At 66.6% G+C, this 16982-nt stretch carries 17 protein-coding genes and 1 tRNA gene; 5 read left to right on the forward strand and 13 right to left on the reverse strand.

The features are described from left to right. Nucleotides 1–38 precede the first annotated feature (38 nt). The 4 genes from OKW87_RS03580 (at nucleotide 39) to hflX (ending at nucleotide 5588) form a co-directional block, all read left to right on the forward strand. Nucleotides 39–2297: a sensor histidine kinase gene (locus OKW87_RS03580; RefSeq protein ID WP_265542335.1), complete on the forward strand. Its 2259-nt coding sequence runs from the start codon at nucleotides 39–41 to the stop codon at nucleotides 2295–2297. Next, complete coding sequence (gene ntrX / locus OKW87_RS03585) at nucleotides 2294–3673, forward strand: nitrogen assimilation response regulator NtrX (protein WP_265542337.1); 1380 nt, start codon at nucleotides 2294–2296, stop codon at nucleotides 3671–3673. Before OKW87_RS03580 ends, ntrX begins: the two co-directional genes overlap by 4 nt. Before the next feature lie 126 nt (nucleotides 3674–3799). After that, nucleotides 3800–4291, forward strand: coding sequence for an RNA chaperone Hfq (hfq, locus tag OKW87_RS03590; protein ID WP_265542339.1), 492 nt, complete (start codon nucleotides 3800–3802; stop codon nucleotides 4289–4291). A gap of 7 nt (nucleotides 4292–4298) precedes the next feature. After that, nucleotides 4299–5588 (forward strand): GTPase HflX, encoded by a 1290-nt coding sequence (gene hflX, locus OKW87_RS03595; RefSeq protein ID WP_265542341.1) that lies wholly within the window; start codon nucleotides 4299–4301, stop codon nucleotides 5586–5588. Between the two features lie 263 nt (nucleotides 5589–5851). Here the strand turns inward: hflX and OKW87_RS03600 are convergent, their stop codons facing one another. The 10 genes from OKW87_RS03600 to OKW87_RS03645 form a co-directional block, all read right to left on the reverse strand. After that, nucleotides 5852–6196, reverse strand: a complete 345-nt coding sequence (locus OKW87_RS03600) for a low molecular weight protein tyrosine phosphatase family protein (RefSeq protein WP_265542343.1) — start codon at nucleotides 6194–6196, stop codon at nucleotides 5852–5854. Further along, the gene (mazG, locus tag OKW87_RS03605) at nucleotides 6193–6912 is read right to left on the reverse strand and encodes a nucleoside triphosphate pyrophosphohydrolase (RefSeq protein WP_443025096.1); all 720 of its coding nucleotides are present in this window, start codon (nucleotides 6910–6912) and stop codon (nucleotides 6193–6195) included. The genes OKW87_RS03600 and mazG overlap by 4 nt, the downstream gene beginning before the upstream one ends. 112 nt (nucleotides 6913–7024) lie before the next feature. Beyond that, nucleotides 7025–7732 carry a retropepsin-like aspartic protease family protein gene (locus OKW87_RS03610; RefSeq protein ID WP_265542347.1) on the reverse strand — a complete coding sequence of 236 codons (708 nt, stop codon included), beginning with the start codon at nucleotides 7730–7732 and terminating at the stop codon, nucleotides 7025–7027. After that, on the reverse strand, nucleotides 7729–8496 hold the full coding sequence (locus OKW87_RS03615) for an MBL fold metallo-hydrolase (RefSeq protein WP_265542349.1): 768 nt from the start codon (nucleotides 8494–8496) through the stop codon (nucleotides 7729–7731). The genes OKW87_RS03610 and OKW87_RS03615 overlap by 4 nt, the downstream gene beginning before the upstream one ends. A gap of 214 nt (nucleotides 8497–8710) precedes the next feature. Beyond that, entirely contained in the window at nucleotides 8711–9490 is a 780-nt protein-coding gene (locus tag OKW87_RS03620) for a TatD family hydrolase (RefSeq protein ID WP_265542351.1), read from the reverse strand. Further along, nucleotides 9487–10989 carry a methionine--tRNA ligase gene (gene metG, locus OKW87_RS03625; RefSeq protein WP_265542353.1) on the reverse strand — a complete coding sequence of 501 codons (1503 nt, stop codon included), beginning with the start codon at nucleotides 10987–10989 and terminating at the stop codon, nucleotides 9487–9489. Before metG ends, OKW87_RS03620 begins: the two co-directional genes overlap by 4 nt. 135 nt (nucleotides 10990–11124) lie before the next feature. Next, on the reverse strand, nucleotides 11125–12105 hold the full coding sequence (locus OKW87_RS03630; RefSeq protein ID WP_443025076.1) for an AAA family ATPase: 981 nt from the start codon (nucleotides 12103–12105) through the stop codon (nucleotides 11125–11127). Between the two features lie 120 nt (nucleotides 12106–12225). Next, entirely contained in the window at nucleotides 12226–13386 is a 1161-nt protein-coding gene (locus tag OKW87_RS03635) for a D-alanyl-D-alanine carboxypeptidase family protein (RefSeq protein WP_265542356.1), read from the reverse strand. A gap of 23 nt (nucleotides 13387–13409) precedes the next feature. Further along, on the reverse strand, nucleotides 13410–14453 hold the full coding sequence (locus OKW87_RS03640) for an SPOR domain-containing protein (protein ID WP_265542357.1): 1044 nt from the start codon (nucleotides 14451–14453) through the stop codon (nucleotides 13410–13412). Continuing rightward, nucleotides 14437–15483: a lytic murein transglycosylase gene (locus tag OKW87_RS03645; RefSeq protein WP_443025077.1), complete on the reverse strand. Its 1047-nt coding sequence runs from the start codon at nucleotides 15481–15483 to the stop codon at nucleotides 14437–14439. The genes OKW87_RS03640 and OKW87_RS03645 overlap by 17 nt, the downstream gene beginning before the upstream one ends. A 104-nt stretch (nucleotides 15484–15587) precedes the next feature. Here OKW87_RS03645 and OKW87_RS03650 point away from each other — a divergent pair. Next, nucleotides 15588–15677 (forward strand) — tRNA-Ser (locus tag OKW87_RS03650). A 29-nt stretch (nucleotides 15678–15706) separates the two neighbouring features. Here OKW87_RS03650 and OKW87_RS03655 read toward each other — a convergent pair. The 3 genes from OKW87_RS03655 to rpmE form a co-directional block, all read right to left on the reverse strand. Next, the gene (locus tag OKW87_RS03655) at nucleotides 15707–16051 is read right to left on the reverse strand and encodes a hypothetical protein (RefSeq protein ID WP_265542358.1); all 345 of its coding nucleotides are present in this window, start codon (nucleotides 16049–16051) and stop codon (nucleotides 15707–15709) included. A gap of 273 nt (nucleotides 16052–16324) precedes the next feature. Beyond that, nucleotides 16325–16684 carry a PilZ domain-containing protein gene (locus OKW87_RS03660; protein ID WP_265542360.1) on the reverse strand — a complete coding sequence of 120 codons (360 nt, stop codon included), beginning with the start codon at nucleotides 16682–16684 and terminating at the stop codon, nucleotides 16325–16327. 64 nt (nucleotides 16685–16748) lie between these two features. Continuing rightward, nucleotides 16749–16979 carry a 50S ribosomal protein L31 gene (rpmE, locus tag OKW87_RS03665; RefSeq protein ID WP_265542362.1) on the reverse strand — a complete coding sequence of 77 codons (231 nt, stop codon included), beginning with the start codon at nucleotides 16977–16979 and terminating at the stop codon, nucleotides 16749–16751. Nucleotides 16980–16982 lie beyond the last annotated feature (3 nt).

A 16982-nucleotide genomic window follows, 5' to 3' on the forward strand; every position in this document is an offset into this window, starting at 1 on the left:
TGTTCTCTGGGCAACGGTTGCGTTGTATTCCAGCAACGATGCACGCCCCTGCCGAGCCCGTGACCGATCCTGCGCCGCCAAAGCGGCGGTTTGGCGTCACGCCTGCGGTGGAGGTCGGAATCCTCTCGCTCGCAATCATCGTGGCGCTGATCAGTTATTTCGTGATCAGCGGCGAGAAATCGCCCGAGCGGCTGCTGACGCCGCCGATCGTCGCCTTGCTGCTGATCGGCAATCTGCTGCCGGGGGTCGCGCTGCTGGTGCTGATCGGGCGGCGCATCGCCCGGCGGCGGGCGGCGCGCTCGGCGGCGGGCGGGGAAGGGCGGCTGCACGTTCGTCTCGTCGCGATCTTCTCGGTGCTGGCCAGCGTGCCGACCCTGTTCGTGGCAGTCACCGCCTCGCTGCTCTTCCAATATGGCGTCGAATTCTGGTTCTCGGATCGCGCCCGCGGGATGATCGAGAATTCGCAGGCTCTTGCGCAGGAATCCTACAAGCAGCTTCTATCCTATGTCGACAGCAACACGGTGGCGATGGCGGTCGACGTGTCGAACGAGCTGCGCGAGGCACCGCCGGAGAGCATGCGCTTTCGCCAGCTTTTCGCTACGCAGGTCTATATCCGCAGCCTTTCGGAGGCGATCATCTTCGCGGTCGGACGCGATGGCCAGATCCAGACGATCGCTCTGGTGAACCCCTATGAACGTGATCTCGAAAAGGAGATCGACCGCAACGCGCTGGCCAAGCTCGACCAGGGTCTGTCGAGCGTCGTCGACGCACAGGGGGACCGGACGCGTTCGCTGACCCGGGTGCCCGATACCGACAATCTGTATCTCTACGCCGGACGGGCTTCGGACCTGGGCCAGATGTCTGCGCAGACCGATCGCGCCGCGCAGGTGCTGGCCGATTATCGCGCATTGCTGAGCCGATCGCGCTCGCTGCAGCTCCAGTTCAACATCGCCTTGCTGGTGCTTTCGCTGTTCATCGTCGGGGTTGCCGTGTGGGTGGCGCTGCAGGTGGCGGACCGGCTCGTTCGGCCGGTCAACGATCTCGTCGGCGCTGCACGGCAGGTGGCGGCCGGCGATCTGACTGCGCGGGTTCCGGATCGCAAGGCGCGGGACGAGCTCGGCGTGCTGACAAGCGCGTTCAACCGCATGACCGGACGGCTGCAGGAGCAGACCAATGCCCTGGTCAGTGCCAACGCCCAGATCGAGAGCCGGCGCGCTCTGATCGAGGCGGTGATGTCGGGCGTTTCGGCGGGTGTCATCTCGATCGGCGCCGATCGGACGGTGCGGCTCATGAACGCATCGGCGATGGCGCTGCTTCGCCACGGCGCCCGCGATCCTGTGGGTCGCCCGCTCAAGGAGATAGCGCCCGAGCTCGACGCCCTGCTCGACGGCGATGATCGCGAGGCCATCGTCCAGGTGGCGACGGGCGGAGATTCGCGCACGCTGGCAGTCAAGATCACCAGCGACGAGGGCGGCAAGGTGCTGACCTTCGACGACATCACCCAGCAATTGCTCGATCAGCGCCGCGCCGCCTGGTCCGACGTTGCTCGCCGCATCGCGCACGAGATCAAGAACCCGCTCACCCCGATCCAGCTCGCCGCAGAACGGCTCCAGCGGCGCTACGGCAAGCAGATCGAGACTGGCGACGGCGTCTTTGCCCGCCTCACCGAGACGATCATCCGCCAGGTCGGCGACCTGCGCCGCATCGTCGACGAATTCTCGTCCTTCGCGCGGATGCCGAAACCGCTGTTCCGCGAGGAATCGCTGCTCGATATCGCTCGCCAGGCGATGTTTCTCCACGAAGTTGCGCACCCGTCGATCCGCTTCGAGCTGAACGCGCCCGAAGATCCCCCGCTGCTCGTCTCCGATCGCCGCCAGATGGGGCAGGCGCTTACCAATGTGATCAAGAACGCCGTCGAGGCGATCGAGGCGCGGGAGGACGGGGAGGGACTCCCCCAAGGCGAGATCCTGCTTGCGATCGAGACGAAAGGCCCCAAGCGCATCATCCTGACGGTGGGCGACAACGGGGTGGGGCTGCCGATCGAGCGCGACCGGATCGTCGAGCCCTATATGACCACGCGCAGCGGCGGCACCGGGCTGGGCCTCGCGATCGTCAAGAAGATCGTCGAGGAGCATTTCGGGACGATCGCCTTCTCCGATCGCGACGGCGGGGGCACGCTCGTCACGATCAGCTTCGATGCCGAGCAACTGGCGAAAATGGCCTCCGATCCCGACGCTGGCGATTCCGCCGAGCCGCGCCCCGCAGCACTCACACGTAGTGGAAACAGCAAGTCATGAGTTTGGACATTCTCGTCGTCGATGACGAACGCGATATCCGCGAACTGGTAGCTGGCGTGCTCGAAGACGAAGGCTATGCCACTCGCGGCGCGGCCGATAGCGACGCGGCGCTCGAGGCCATCGCCGAACGGCGGCCGAGCCTGGTGCTGCTCGACGTGTGGCTGCAAGGCTCGCGGCTCGACGGGCTGGAACTGCTCGACGAGATGAAGCGGCGCGATCCTTCGATTCCCGTCCTGGTGATTTCGGGGCATGGCAATATCGACACGGCAGTGGCCGCGATCCGGCGCGGTGCCGCGGACTTCATCGAAAAGCCCTTCGAGGCCGAGCGGCTGTTGCTGCTGGTCGAGCGCGCGACCGAGACCGACCGGTTGCGACAGGAAGTCGTGTCGCTGCGCGCCTCGGTGGGACGCGAGACCGATCTCACCGGCACGTCCGCCGCGATCAACAGCGTGCGCGCGACGCTCAAGCGGGTCGCCTCGACCGGCAGCCGCGTGCTGATCACCGGCGGGCCGGGCGTGGGCAAGGAAGTCGCGGCGCGGCTGCTGCACGGGTGGAGCCAGCGGACCCAGGCGCCCTTCGTCATCGTCAGCGCAGCACGCATGACGCCCGAGCGAGTCGAGGAGGAACTGTTCGGCGTCGAGGAAGCCGGCGATCTCGTGCGCCCCGGCCTGCTCGAACAGGCGCATGGCGGCACCCTGTTTCTCGACGAAATTGCCGACATGCCCGTGGCGACGCAGGCAAGAATCCTGCGCGTGCTGACCGACCAGAGCTTCAGCCGGGTGGGGGGCACCCGCGTGGTCAAGGTCGACGTGCGCGTCGTCTCCGCCACCGCGCGCGACCTGATGGCGGAGATCGCCGCGGGCCGTTTCCGCGAGGACCTCTATTATCGGCTCAACGTCGTGCCGGTGCCGATCCCGCCGCTCACCGATCGGCGCGAGGACATACCGGTGCTGGTCGATCATTTCGTCGCCCATTATGCCAGCGATCGCCGCGTGCCGACGCCCGAGGTCGCGCCGGATGCGATGGTGGCGCTGCAGAGCTATGAGTGGCCCGGCAATGTCCGCCAGCTGCGCAACGTGGTCGAGCGGACCGTCATCCTGGCGCCGGGCGATCGGATCGGGCGGATCGACCTCGACCTGTTGCCGCCCGAGGTGCTCGGCAAGCCCGGCGAGCTGGGCGCGGGCGCGGGTGCCAACGCGATCATGGGCGCGCCGCTGAAGGAAGCGCGCGAGACGTTCGAGCGCGAATATCTGCGCGTCCAGATCCGCCGCTTCTCGGGCAACATCTCGCGGACCGCCAGCTTCATCGGGATGGAGCGATCGGCGCTGCATCGCAAGCTGAAGCTGCTCGGCATCACCGATACCCGGGACGAATAGCGCTTCTGGACGTTGGCGGTCCCAGACCCTAGATTGGCACGGCGCGCCGAGGTGGTGCGGCACTCCGACGCCGGGAAACGGCGCGTTGCGGGACAGACCCCGCCAATAATATAAGGACCTCCAGCCATGGCCGAGAAGCAAACCTCGCTCCAGGACCTGTTCCTCAACTCGCTCCGCCGCTCGAAGGCCCCGGTGACGATGTTCCTCGTCAAGGGTGTGAAGCTGCAGGGCATCGTGACCTGGTTCGACAATTTCTCCGTGCTGCTGCGTCGCGACGGACAATCGCAGCTGATCTACAAGCATGCCATTTCCACGATCATGCCGTCGGGCCCGGTCGACCTCACCGCTTTGCTCGAAGCGGCGGGAGAGCATCAGGCCAAGAACCCGGTCTTGCAGGAGATCTTCCTGAACGCGGTGCGCCGGCAGCAGGAAAATGTGACGATGTTCCTGGTCAACGGCGTCATGCTGCAGGGCCAGATCGCCGCATTCGACCTGTTCTGCATGCTGCTCCAGCGCGAGGGCATGGCGCAATTGGTGTACAAGCATGCGGTCTCGACGGTGCAGCCGGCGCATCCGCTGAACCTGGCCGAGGAAACCAACGGGTCCGACGACGATTGAGCATGGCATGAGCACCGGATTTGATCGCGACGCCACCGAGTTCTCGCGTGGCGCGAGGGCTGTCGTCATTTACCCCGACACGGGCGGCAGCTCGCGCGATTCCGACGCGCGGCTCGAGGAGACTGCGGGCCTGGCGATGGCGATCGGCGTGGAGGTGGTCGACAAGGTCAGCTTCAAGCTGCGCCAGCCCAAGCCGGGCACGCTGATCGGATCGGGCCAGGTCGAGGCTCTTGCCGAGACCGTGCGCGACGCGGAGCTGCAGCTCGCAGTGTTCGACGCGGCGCTCACGCCGGTGCAGCAGCGCAATCTCGAGACCACGCTCGGCTGCAAGGTGATCGACCGCACCGGGCTGATCCTGGAGATCTTTGGCGAGCGGGCGCGCACCGCCGAGGGTCGGCTGCAGGTCGAGCTGGCGCATCTCGATTATCAGGCGGGCCGACTGGTGCGCAGCTGGACCCACCTCGAACGGCAGCGCGGCGGCTTCGGCTTCCTCGGCGGCCCGGGCGAGACCCAGATCGAGGCCGATCGCCGGCTGATCCGCGACCGGATGGCGCGACTCAAGAAAGAGCTCGACCAGGTGAGCCGCACTCGCGCGCTGCATCGCGACCGGCGCCAGCGCGCACCGTGGCCGGTGATCGCCTTGGTCGGCTATACCAATGCGGGCAAGTCGACCCTGTTCAACCGCGTGACCGGCGCCGACGTCATGGCGGAGAACCTGCTCTTCGCCACGCTCGACCCGACTCTGCGCCAGATCGAACTGCCGGGGATCGACAAGGCGATCCTTTCCGACACGGTGGGATTCGTCTCCGAGCTGCCGACGCAGCTGGTCGCGGCGTTCAAGGCGACCCTCGAGGAAGTGATCTCGGCCGATCTGCTGATCCATGTCCGCGACATCTCGCATCCCGACTCCGAGGCGCAGCGCGCCGACGTCGAGAAGGTGCTGGGGGAGATCGGGGTTGCGCTGGAGACGCCGCGGTTCGAGGCGTGGAACAAGCTCGATCTGGTCGATGACGAGAATCGCGCGGCGCTGCTCGAAGATGCGGCCAAGCGCGAGGATGTGATGCCGATCTCGGCCTGGACCGGGGAAGGGGTGGCGACGCTGCTCGAGACCGTTGCCGCGCGGCTGACCGAGGGGCATCGGCGCTATGTCATCGAGCTCGAGGCCGGCGACGGCGCCGCGGCGGCGTGGCTGCACCAGCATGGCGAAGTGATCGAGCAGACCGTCGAGGACGATCGCGCAGTCTATGAAGTGCGGATGGCGCCGCGGGATTATGAGCGGTTCGGGCAGCGCGGCTAGCGCCGAAAGTCACACCAAGGTCACACTATCGGCATCGCGGCGAGAGCCGGACAGACCGACGCTCGTGACCCTGGCTCCAGGCTTTCGCCGGGATGACCAGTGTAATGCGAAACCGCAAGCCGCGTCGGCGCCGGCATTCATCCGTCGGCCAATCTCGAAATGTCGCGCCGCCTGTCTTGGCGGCTAGCTATATTCCAATGCCAAAGAACAAGCAGAGAACGAGGCACAGGAAGTCCTATTCTGCAAGCCCGTGCCGAGAGGGGCTATTCCGTAGGCAATGGGGCCGGGGGAAGATGGCGCTTCATCCTTGCCTCGAGTAGCGCGATCAGGGCGGGGTCCATGAATTCGTAATCGTCGGGAATATCGAGGACGACGATCCGTTTCCCGTTGAGCGAGGCGCGGAAACGCTTCTGCACCTTGCTGCGGTGCTGGCGTTCCATGGCGAAGATCAGATCTGCCCATTCGATCAATTCCCGGCTCAACGGGTTTTCGGCATCGTGATTCGTGCCCGCCGAACTCACTTCGATCGAAGGATGGCTGGCGAAAATCTGCTCAGCGGTAGGACTACGGAGCCGGTTCTGGCTGCAAATGAAGAGGATGTTCTTCACGGGCGGGCTTGCTTCACCGCAACCCAAAGAACCTCCTTGGCATCCAGATCGAGCCCGGCGAAGGCGTTGCCGGCTTCGGCCTCCATCGCCTTGAAACGGCGCTCGAACTTGGCGTTGGCGGATCGCAGCGCCGCCTCCGGGTCGACCCCTTGCTTGCGCGCCCAATTCACCACCGCGAAGAGCAGGTCGCCAATCTCTTCCTCGCGCTCGGCATCGCTGGTGGCCGCTTCGACCTCGGCCAGTTCCTCGTCGATCTTGGCGCGGGCGCCGCTGGGATCGGGCCAGTCGAAGCCGGTGCGCGCGGCGCGCTTCTGGAGCTTTTCGGCGCGGAGGAGGGCGGGGAGGCCGATCGCTACGCCGTCGAGCGCGCCCTGCTCGCCTTTGCGCTCCCGCTCGGCGGCCTTGATTTGTTCCCAGAGATAATGGCCGCCCTCGGCAGCGTCGCCGAAGATATGCGGGTGGCGGCGCTCCATCTTGTCGCTGATCGAGGCGATTACGTCCGGCAATGCGAAATGGCCGGCTTCCTCGGCGATGCGGGCGTGGAAGACGACCTGGAGGAGCAGGTCGCCGAGCTCGTCCTGGAGCTCGGCCATGTCGGCGCGCTGGATCGCGTCGGCGACCTCATAGGCTTCCTCGATCGTATAGGGCGCGATCGTCGCGAAGGTCTGGACGCTGTCCCATTCGCAACCGGTTTTGGGATTGCGCAGCCGGGCCATGATGTCGACGAGGCGTTCGATATTGACGGGGGCGATGGGGGTCACGGAGCGGGGCCCTTTCTCAGCTAATGCATCGGAACGATAATATACATTATGTAAAGTCGAGGTCGGTTCAGGCGGGGGGGCGATCGGATCGACCGGCATCGCCCTGCCGACGGCGTGCCGGCGCATTCTCCGCGCTGTTCGTCGTGGCGTCGCTGCCGCCGTCGATCGCCTCAGGCTTGGGCTCGAGGATGAGGACATTGCCCTGGACGCGCCAGCTGTGCAGCCGCGACAGGAAGTTCATGCCGAGCACGTCGAGTTCGCCGAAGCTGCTTGACACCACGACGCCGAGATCGCTGGTCTTGAGCGGGCCGATCGCGAGCTCGTCGATCCGGCCGCGGCGCGCCGCTACGGTGCCGTTGGCGGTTTCGATCATCACCGGCAGCCCGCCGCTTGCCGATATGTCGGCCGAGGCCGCGGTGCGATCGGAGATCGCAGTGATCGTCGCGCCGCTGTCGATCAGCATCCGGCGCTCGACTCCGTTCAGCGTGACCCGCGCCCAGAAATGGCCGTCCGGCGCCATGCGGATGCGGACGGTCTCGCCATCGACCTGCTGATCGTCGAGCCCGAGCTTGGCCGAGGCGCTGGCAAATAGCGCGCCGAGCTCGTGGCGATTTGCAACGGCGACGAACGCTACGAGCGCGATGACCGCCCAACTCAACAGCGATCGGAGGACATAGCCGAAGGAAAGCCGGCGCGCAGTCAGGGCGCTGACGGCCAGGACCAGGACGGCCACCAGCCAGATCATGTCCATACTATCCCAGCTGTCCCAGTTCACGCGACCATCTCCAGACCATCAAAGCCTGGCTCCACCCCGTCGGGCAGCTCGGCTGCCAGGCTCATATAGTCCATCGTATGGTCCATATGAACCAGCGCGGAACGTTTGGGGACAAGCTCCCCTACCCAGCCCAGCACCTGCGCGAGATGGGGGTGCGTGGGATGCGGCGCGCGGCGCAGCGCATCGACGATCCAGACGTCGAGGCCGTTGTAGAGCGCGCGCATCTCCTTCGTCATCTCATGGAAGTCTGTAGCATAACCTATTGATTTATCGTTACTATCGAAGCGAAGGCCGGCCGAGCTGATATTGCCGTGGGGCTGATCGGCGACTTGGATGTGGATGTCGCCAATCCGTAGGCTGTCGGGGAGCGGCTGAAGATCGACCGTCGGGCGGTAACCGTCGCCGCCGAAGAAGGCATAAGCGAACTTCTGTTCCAGCTGCCGGTGGGTGAAGGGCCGCGCGAAGCCGGGGATCGGCTCCCCTCCCCGCAGGTGCATGAGCTGGCGGAGATCGTCGATGCCGTGGGTGTGATCGGCGTGATCGTGGGTCCAGAGTACGGCGTCGACATGCCCGACGTTCGCGGCGAGGAGCTGTTCGCGCATGTCCGGGCTCGTGTCGACGAGGATCGTCGTGGTGTCGGTCGAGACGAGCACCGAGGCGCGGGTGCGGCGGTTGCGCGGCTCGTGGGGGTCGCACGCGCCCCATTGGTTGCCGATGCGGGGGACGCCCGATGAGGTGCCGGAGCCGAGGAGGCGGATTTTCATTTGTTCGCGCAACGACGCGACGACGCGACGAAGAAGAGGTTGAGTTCGCGCAGAGGCGCAGAGGACGCAGAGCGCTTTGGGGCTGCGCGCAGCGCATAAAGGGCGCTAAGTTTTGAGGAGTCGGAGATCAAAGCCGCTGACGCGGCGATCTCTGCGTCCTCTGCGCCTCTGCGCGCAAACATCTTCGCGTCGTCGCGTCGTTGCGCGAACAACGTCACGCGACGGTCTTGGCGAACAATTTGTGGAAGTTTTGCCGGGTCGCCTCGGCAAGCGCGGCGGGATCCTCGCCGCGCAGCTTGGCCAGGAACCTGCACGTGTCGGCGACGAAGGCGGGTTCGCCGGTGCGGCCGCGGTGTGGGACCGGGGCGAGGAAGGGGGCGTCGGTCTCGATCAGCAGGCGATCGAGCGGCAGGCGGGCGGCGGTTTCCTGTAGATCCCTGGCGTTCTTGAAGGTGACGATGCCCGAGATCGAGATGTAGAAGCCGAGTTCCAGCGCCGCGTCGGCGAAGGCGCCGCTGGCAGTGAAGCAGTGAATCACGCCGGGGAAGGCCCCCTTCCCCATCTCGTCGCGCAGGATCTCGGCGGTGTCTTCCTCGGCATCGCGGGTGTGGACGATGATCGGCAGCTGCGTCTCGCGCGATGCCGCGAGATGCGCGCGGAAGCTGGCGCGCTGGCGATCGCGGTCCGAATGGTCGTAATAATAATCGAGCCCGGATTCGCCGATGCCGACCACGCGGGGGTGGCGTGCGCGGTCCACCAATTTGGCGGTGTCGATATGTTCGTGCTTGTCGGCTTCGTGGGGGTGGATGCCGACCGACGCCCAGACATCGGGTTCGCGCTCGGCGACTTCGATGACCTGGTCCCACTCATTCTCGCGCGTCGAGATGTTGAGCATCGCCACCACGCCGGCCTCGCGGGCGCGGGCGAGGACTTCGGGCTGCTGCTCGCCGAGGCCCTTGTAGATCAGGTGGCAATGGCTGTCGGCCAGTTTCATGCTTCGATCGCCTGCAGCTCCAATCGAGGGAAGATGGGCGTGGGGGTACCGATGCGGAAGGCCTCGTCATCCTCCGAGGGCAGAATCGCGAGCAGCTTGGCGGTCGAGCTGGGGATGACCGGCAGGATCGTGGTGGCGAGATGGCGGATCGCGCGGACCAGCGTGCGGAGGACTGCGCGCATCCGATCGGGGTCGGTTTTCCGAAGTGCCCAGGGAGCTTGGGTGTCGATGTAAAGATTGCATGCGAACACGCCGGTCATCCAGGCCTCGATCCCCTGGCTCAGCGCAAGGTCCTCGAACGCCGACCGGAAGGCCGCGCAGGCGACGTCGACTTCGGCGAGCAGGATGGCGTCGGCCTTTTCGACCCTCCCCTCCTCTACCTGGCCGTCGCAATTCTTGGCGATGAAGGCCAAAGTCCGCTGGGCGAGATTGCCGAAGCTGTTCGACAGATCGGCATTGGCGCGGGTGACGATTGCTTCGTCGCTGAACGTGCCGTCCTGGCCGAAGCTGACGTCGCGGAGCAGGAAATAGCGCAGCGCATCCTTGCCGTAGAGCGTGGCAAGCTCCATCGGATCGACGACGTTGCCGACCGATTTGGACATCTTTTCCCCGCGATTGAGCAGGAAGCCGTGGCCGAAGACCTGCTTGGGAAGCGGCAGCTTGGCGGACATCAGGAAGGCGGGCCAATAGACTGCGTGGAAGCGGACGATGTCCTTGCCGATCAGATGCAGATCGGCAGGCCAATATTTGGCGAAGCGCTCGGGATCGTGCGGGTAGCCGGCGCCGGTGATGTAATTGGTCAGCGCATCGACCCAGACGTACATGACGTGATCGGGCGAGCCGGGCACGGGGACGCCCCAATCGAAGCTAGTGCGACTGACCGAGAGATCGACCAGCCCGCCCTCGACGAAACGCAGGATCTCGTTGCGGCGCGATTCCGGGCGGATGAAGTCCGGGTTTGCCGCGAAATGATCGAGCAGCGGCTGTTGGTATTTGGAGAGGCGGAAGAACCAGGTCTCCTCGGCGGTCCATTCGACGGGCGTGCCCTGGGGCGAGAGCTTCTCCCCGCCCTCGCCTTCGGTCAGTTCCTTCTCTTCGTAAAAGGCCTCGTCGCGGACCGAATACCAGCCCTCGTAGCGATCGAGATAGAGATCGCCGGCATCGGCCATCGCCTGCCAGATCGCCTGGCTCGCGGCATAATGTTCGGGCTCGGAGGTGCGGATGAAACGATCGCACGAAATATCGAGAACCTCGGTCATCTCACGGAAATAACCGGACATTTCATCGGCGAGGGCGCGCGGGGTCATGTCGCGCTCGCGCGCGGTCTTGACCATTTTGAGGCCATGCTCGTCGGTGCCGGTCTGGAAGAAGACGTCGCGGCCTTGCTGGCGCTGGAAGCGGGCGACGGCGTCTGCTGCGATCATTTCGTACGCGTGGCCGATGTGCGGGCGGCCATTGGGGTAATGGATCGCGGTGGAGATATAGTAAGGGTTGGACATGTCCCGGGCTTTAGGGGGGGTGGGGCACCGGAGCAACACGCGCCTTTTGTCCGTCATTCCGGCGAAAGCCGAAATCCAGGGTGGCGGAGGGCAAGGCAGAGTTACTCTGGATCCCGGCTTTCGCCGGGATGACGACTATTTTTGGAATGAAAGCCGCGCGATGAGGCCCGACATTTCGAACACCGTCGCCCCCGCATCGAGCGACAGGCCGATTGCCGCCCCGGCGAGGTCGCGAGCGGCGGCGTGGGCGTTGAGCGCGGTCAGCAGGGACTCGCCCGACAAGGGCTTCGCGCGGGCGGCGATGAAGGCGGGGGCGCGGTCGAGGAAGGCTTCGTAGCGGGGTTGCGCGGCCTTGGTGCCGAGCAGTTTGGCGAGGCGCGAGCGGGTGACGTTGCTCGGGTCGCCGGTTTCGGCGAGTTCGGCCATCGCGGCGTCGAGGGCGGCCACGTCGAGGCCGGCAAAGCCGAGCGCGCGGCCGGGGGAGCCTTCGCCGGCGCGGACCAGCGCTTCGACCTCGCTTGCGGTGGCCTGGGGCAGTTCGGCGCGCAGGATCGACGCGACCTGCTCGGGCGCGAGCGCCTCGAAGCGGAGCAGGCGGCAGCGCGAGCGGATCGTGGGCAGCAGGCGGCCGGGGGCGTGGCTGACGAGCAGGAAGATCGTGCCTTGCGGGGGCTCCTCGAGATTTTTGAGGAGGGCGTTGGCGCCGCTGCGCTCGAGATCGTCGATCGAATCGATGATGATGACGCGCCGTTCGGACAGCGACGGCTTGTTGGCGAAGAGCGGCTGGAGGCTGCGGACCTGGGCGATTGTGATCGAACGGGCGAGCGCTTCGTCGGGCTTGTCGGGATCCTTGGGCAGGCGGGCCAGGACGCGATAGTCAGGGTGGGCGCCGGCGGCGATCAGGTGCGCGGTCTGGCTGGTCTCTGGCGTGTCCCAGCCGGGGCTCAGCTTTTGCGGCTCGGAGGCTTCGGCGAGCATGCGCAGCGCGGCGATGCGGGCGAAGCTGCCCTTCCCTACCCCCTCGGGCCCGGCGATCAGCCAGGCGTGGTGGAGTGCGCCGCTGGCCATCGCGGCGGCTAGCGCCTCGCGGGCGGAGTCGTTGCCGAGGAGGGGCATTCGCACTTCATACCCAATTTCGTCATCCCGGCGAAGGCCGGGATCCAGAGTCACAAGCGGGACGGCTGAGAAAACCCTGGATCCCGGCCTTCGCCGGGATGACGGGATTTAGTTGGGGACTCAGCCGAACAGCGAGGTCAGGCCGAGCCAGGCACGGCGGAAGAAGCCGGCTTCGGCGACGTCGGCCTGCGCGACCAGCGGCAGCGTCTGGCTGGGCATGCCGGGGGTGTCGACGATCAGGTCGGCGATATGGTCGCCCGCCTTGATCGGCGCCTTGACCGGGCCCTGATAGACGATGCGGCCCTTGAGCTCGGGGGAGGTGCCGGCGGGGACGGTTGCGTTGAGATCGCGCGGCGCGGCGACCGCGACGGTATCGGCGCCGCCGCCCTGGACCTCGACATCGCCGATCTTGCGGCCCTTCGACGCGATCGGCCGCGGGCTCCAGGCGCGGAAGCCCCATTCGATGAAGCGCACCGATTCGGAAGCGCGGCCGTTGTAGGAATCGAGTCCCGCCACGACCATCACCAGCCGGCGGCCATTCTGCTCGGCCGAGCCGGTGAAGCCGTAGCCCGCTTCCTCGGTATGGCCCGTCTTCAGCCCGTCTGCGCCGGCGACCTTGCCGAGCAGCGGATCGCGATTGCCCTGGGTGATCGCCGCGCCCGCGCCGAGCGTCTTGCCCCAGGTGTAGGAGGTGCGGCTGTAGAATTGCTTGTAGAGCTGCGGATGATCCTGGATCGTCGCCTTTGCCAGATGCGCGAGATCGCGCGCGGTGACGAAGGTGCGTCCTTCGTCGGGCCAGCCGTTGGTGGTGCCGAACTGGCTGTTGTTGAGGCCGAGCTTCTTGGCCTGCTGGTTCATCAGGTTGACAAAGGCTTCGTCGGTGCCGGCGATTCCCTCGGCCAGCACGACGCAGGCGTCGTTGCCCGACAGGACGACGATGCCGTTGAGAAGATCCTCGACCGTAGGCTTTTCGCCGACTGCCAGAAACATGGTCGAGCCCTGGCTGTGCCACTTCTTCCACGTCTCGGGGCGAACCTCGAACGTGTCGGTCAGCTTGAGCTTGCCCTGCTTGATCAGGTCGAAGGCGACATACGCGGTCATCATCTTCGCCATCGATGCCGGCGGGATGCGGCGATCCGCATCCTTGGCATAGAGCACCGCGCCCGAGGACAGGTCCTCGAGATAGGCGATCGGCGCCGGCGTATCGAAGGGCGGGGTCTGCGCGGTCGTGGGATAGGCGATGGCGATCGCGAGGATCGAGGCGGCGATCAGCTTCTTCATGTATTCAGGGTCCCGCGGGTTACTCAGTTGACGGCGAAAACGCGCGCGTCCCTATAACCCGCGCGTACGGCCCCGGCCCGTGCCGTCTCGGCCTCCCGCTGCGTCGCGAAGGGACCGAGCTGCACGCGATGGAGCCCTCCGCCCTGCTTTACGAAGCCGCGCATGCTTTGGGCAAGCGCTTGCGCGTTGCGCGCGTTCGAAAGTGCGGCGACCTGCACGAAATAGCCACTGCCGGCAGGCGCGCGCGCAGCACGCGGGGGTGCGGGCGGGCGCGTGGCGCGGCCGGGCGCCGGCGCCGGGCGCGTCGGTGCCGCAGCGGCGGCGGCCGGAAGCCGCTTGCGGAGTGCAGTGAGGAGTATGGGGGGCGTATCGGGACGGGCGGCGGCGGGTTGTCCGGCGCGCAGCGCGGCGACATCCTGCGGCGCTGCGGCGACCCGGCGCACGCGCACCGCAATCGACTGGGCGCCATCGACCCCCAGCTGGCGGGCGGCGCCCGCGGAAAGCGCCATCGGATAGGCGCCCGTATCCATCGTGCCGGTGATCAGGACGAGGATCGTGCGTCCGGTATCGAGCGCGGTGACTTCGACGATCGTGTTGACGGGGAGCGAGCGGTGGACCGCGACCACGGCGGCATCGGCCGCGCCGCCGCCCGCGACCGGGCGCACGCCGGCATAACCGAGCTCGTCGTAGCGCGTTTCGCCCGGGCCGGGACGCGAGGAGCCGCTGGGCCCGGTGGCACCGGCGGCAGGATCGATCATGCCGTCCTGCGGCGCCGGCGGCGGCGTAAAGGGCCGTGGCGGCGGCGGGGCGGCATTGGGGCGTGGCGGAGTATAACCCGCGCCAGGGGCCGCATAGTCCGCCCCCGGGGCGATATAGGGCGCCGGGCCGTCCGCTGGAGGTCCGAAATCATCGGCCGGGCGCGAGCGGAGCGAACCGTCGGCTGTGCGCCACGTCGTCGGCTCCGGCGGGCCGGCGGGCTCGGGCGCGTAGTTGGAATAGCTGCGTCCCCCGCCGCAGGCGGCGAGAAGGAGGCTGAGGGCTGCCGTCAGGCTAATGTTCGACTTCATCGGCGAGCAGACCTACCGACAAAGCGTAAAAATTCGAGCAATTATAATCGAGGATGACGCGATAATTTCCGGTGAGCAGATAAGCGGTCTTTCCGGGGCCGTCGGGCTCGAGAAGGGTCGCCTGCACCGAATCGGCGGGCCAACCGCGCCCGGTGGGCACCATGCCGAGCGCGCGCCACTCCGCCATCGTCTTCCAGCGGCTGTGACGCTCATGCACGCGCGGGCAGCGCGGCGAGACGGTGGTGCTCGCCAGCGCGGCACGGTTCAGCCCCTGCGGCACGCTGACCGCGAAGCCCCAGGGCTGACCGGCGCGCCAGCCGGCGTTGGAGAGATAGTTGCCGATCGAGGCGAGCGTATCGGCTTCGCTGCTCCAGATATCGGCCATCCCGTCGCCATCGCCGTCGACCGCGAGGCGCAGATAGACCGAAGGCAGGAATTGCGGGCCGCCGAAGGCCCCTGCCCAACTGCCGACCAGCTTGTCGCGCGGCACGCCGCGATCGATCATCTTGAGCGTGGCGATGAATTCAGACGAGAACAGGGCTCGCCGACGCCCCTCATAGGCCAGGCTGGCCAGCGCGCGGGGCAGATCGAAGCCGCCCATCACGCGGCCGTAATTGGTCTCATGCCCCCAGATCGCGACCATCACCGATTCGGGCACGCCGGTCTCGCGCTCGATCCGTTCGAGCTTCGCGCGCTGGCGGCGATAGGCCACCTGCCCCTGCCCGATCCGCGCCGCATCGACATGGCGGGCCTTATAGGGCGCGAAGGCCGGGATCGGCGCGTTGGGGCGCGTTTCGGGCTGCTGACGATCAAGCTCGACCACGCGGGCATTGTAGGACAAGGTCGGGATCACCGCATCGACGGTGCGGCGGCTGACGCCCTCCGACACCGCCTGGCGGCCCAGCGTCTGCAGATAGGCCTGAAAGCCCGATTCATCCTGGGCGATCGCCGGAGCCCCGGCGGGCGCCGCCGCCACCACCGCCACGCCGAGCGTCGCAAATCTTCCCAACAGGGTACGCAAGTTCAACATGGGGATTTTGTGCCACAGCAATGCGGCAGCATGAAGCCCCGAAGCGCGTGGCGCCCAAGAAATTCTGGCGCGCCGCCGCATCGCGCGATAGCGGGGGCCTGCGCGGAGAGGTGGCCGAGTGGTCTATGGCAGCGGTCTTGAAAACCGCCGTGGGTGCAAGCTCACCGTGGGTTCGAATCCCACCCTCTCCGCCAAGGGCCGCCCGCGCGGGGTTGGCGTCGCGCTATTCTTTCGGAACGGCACGCCAGAGCGCGGCGGCGACGCCCCCACCGCCGATGCTGAACGGCTCGCTGTCTTCCTGGCCGTCGAGACGCAGGACGAGCGCTGCGGCAAGCGGAGAGCCGCGCCGGCTGCGGCGGGGCTGCGCGCGCAGGATATCGCGGACGGCATAGCTTCCGCCATCCGCCGACGTGGTCTCTTCAATCCCCGGGGTCAGGTTCCAACGATCCGCCGAGCGTGGCGCGACCATATCGAAGCTGTCGGGTGCGCCCTGCCCGGCCCGGATCATATCGATTCGCGGCGCTGGTGCCTCGATCCGCGCCGATGCGGCAGGAAGCGTGAAGGGCAAGGGTCTATCATCGAGGCGCGCAGGCCCGGACCTGACCACCGGCGCCGGTTTCTGGCCGTAACTGGTGGGGGTGTCGCGGGGAAGAGTCGCGGGCGTGGCTGACTTGAGCGCGGGCACGATACGATCACCGGCGCTCGCGGGAAAAGGCGAGCAAGCGAACGCACAGACAACCAACGCCCTCAACATCACGGTTCCCCAACCAGTGAAGCACAAGAATGACAGGCTTTGTCATGATTGCCAATGCGGCGGCCAACGGCCTGCCGCGCGGACGCCTCACTGCAGCGAGGGCGGGACCGCGGGAGGACCGGTAAGCGCTTCGAAGGCCTCGAGGGTCAGCGGCGTCTGAAATTCCAGGCCGGCTTCAAAATCATTCGCCCAGACCACCTTGGCGGCGATATGCCCGACCTTGGGCAATGCGAGCCAGATCATCACGCCGGCACGCAATTCCGAATAGGTTTGAAGACGCGCGCCGAGCAGCGAAAGATCGGTAACCTTGCACAAGGCGCGATCGAGGCCGCCCCGGCCGATCTTCGCATCGAGCGAGACCGGCGCACGCGGGCTGCGGCGGCGACCGAGGCTTTCGGCCGGCTCATATTCTGCTGCGAAGGATCGTGGTTTCTCGGAAATCAGCATCCGCGCACGCTAGGCGCGGGGTGGCTAACGGCGCGTTAACGAGGTCAACGCGCCGCTGAGACCCTTACTTCTTGGCGAGCGAAATGCCGCCGAAGCGCTTGTTGAAGCGTGCCACCTGGCCGCCCTGATCGAGCATCTGGCCGCGGCCGCCGATCCAGGCCGGATGCGCCAGCGGATCGATTTCGAGCTGCATCGTGTCGCCTTCCTTGCCCCAGGTGGAGCGGGTTTCGTACACGGAGCCATCGGTCATCTGGATCGTGATCCGGTGATATTCGGGATGGGTATCTTTCTTCACGGT

The sequence above is a fragment of the Sphingomonas sp. M1-B02 genome, from assembly GCF_026167525.1.
Lineage (GTDB): Bacteria > Pseudomonadota > Alphaproteobacteria > Sphingomonadales > Sphingomonadaceae > Sphingomonas.

Coding starts and splice junctions, on each gene's coding strand:
- OKW87_RS03640 (WP_265542357.1), bottom strand. CDS start 14,453: ATGAAGTCGAACATTAGCCTGACGGCAGCCCTCAGCCTCCTTCTCGCC.
- metG (WP_265542353.1), bottom strand. CDS start 10,989: ATGTCCAACCCTTACTATATCTCCACCGCGATCCATTACCCCAATGGC.
- mazG (WP_443025096.1), bottom strand. CDS start 6,912: ATGGCCCGGCTGCGCAATCCCAAAACCGGTTGCGAATGGGACAGCGTC.
- ntrX (WP_265542337.1), top strand. CDS start 2,294: ATGAGTTTGGACATTCTCGTCGTCGATGACGAACGCGATATCCGCGAA.
- OKW87_RS03620 (WP_265542351.1), bottom strand. CDS start 9,490: ATGAAACTGGCCGACAGCCATTGCCACCTGATCTACAAGGGCCTCGGC.
- hflX (WP_265542341.1), top strand. CDS start 4,299: ATGAGCACCGGATTTGATCGCGACGCCACCGAGTTCTCGCGTGGCGCG.
- OKW87_RS03645 (WP_443025077.1), bottom strand. CDS start 15,483: ATGTTGAACTTGCGTACCCTGTTGGGAAGATTTGCGACGCTCGGCGTG.
- OKW87_RS03630 (WP_443025076.1), bottom strand. CDS start 12,105: ATGCCCCTCCTCGGCAACGACTCCGCCCGCGAGGCGCTAGCCGCCGCG.
- OKW87_RS03660 (WP_265542360.1), bottom strand. CDS start 16,684: ATGCTGATTTCCGAGAAACCACGATCCTTCGCAGCAGAATATGAGCCG.
- hfq (WP_265542339.1), top strand. CDS start 3,800: ATGGCCGAGAAGCAAACCTCGCTCCAGGACCTGTTCCTCAACTCGCTC.
- OKW87_RS03635 (WP_265542356.1), bottom strand. CDS start 13,386: ATGAAGAAGCTGATCGCCGCCTCGATCCTCGCGATCGCCATCGCCTAT.
- OKW87_RS03580 (WP_265542335.1), top strand. CDS start 39: ATGCACGCCCCTGCCGAGCCCGTGACCGATCCTGCGCCGCCAAAGCGG.
- OKW87_RS03615 (WP_265542349.1), bottom strand. CDS start 8,496: ATGAAAATCCGCCTCCTCGGCTCCGGCACCTCATCGGGCGTCCCCCGC.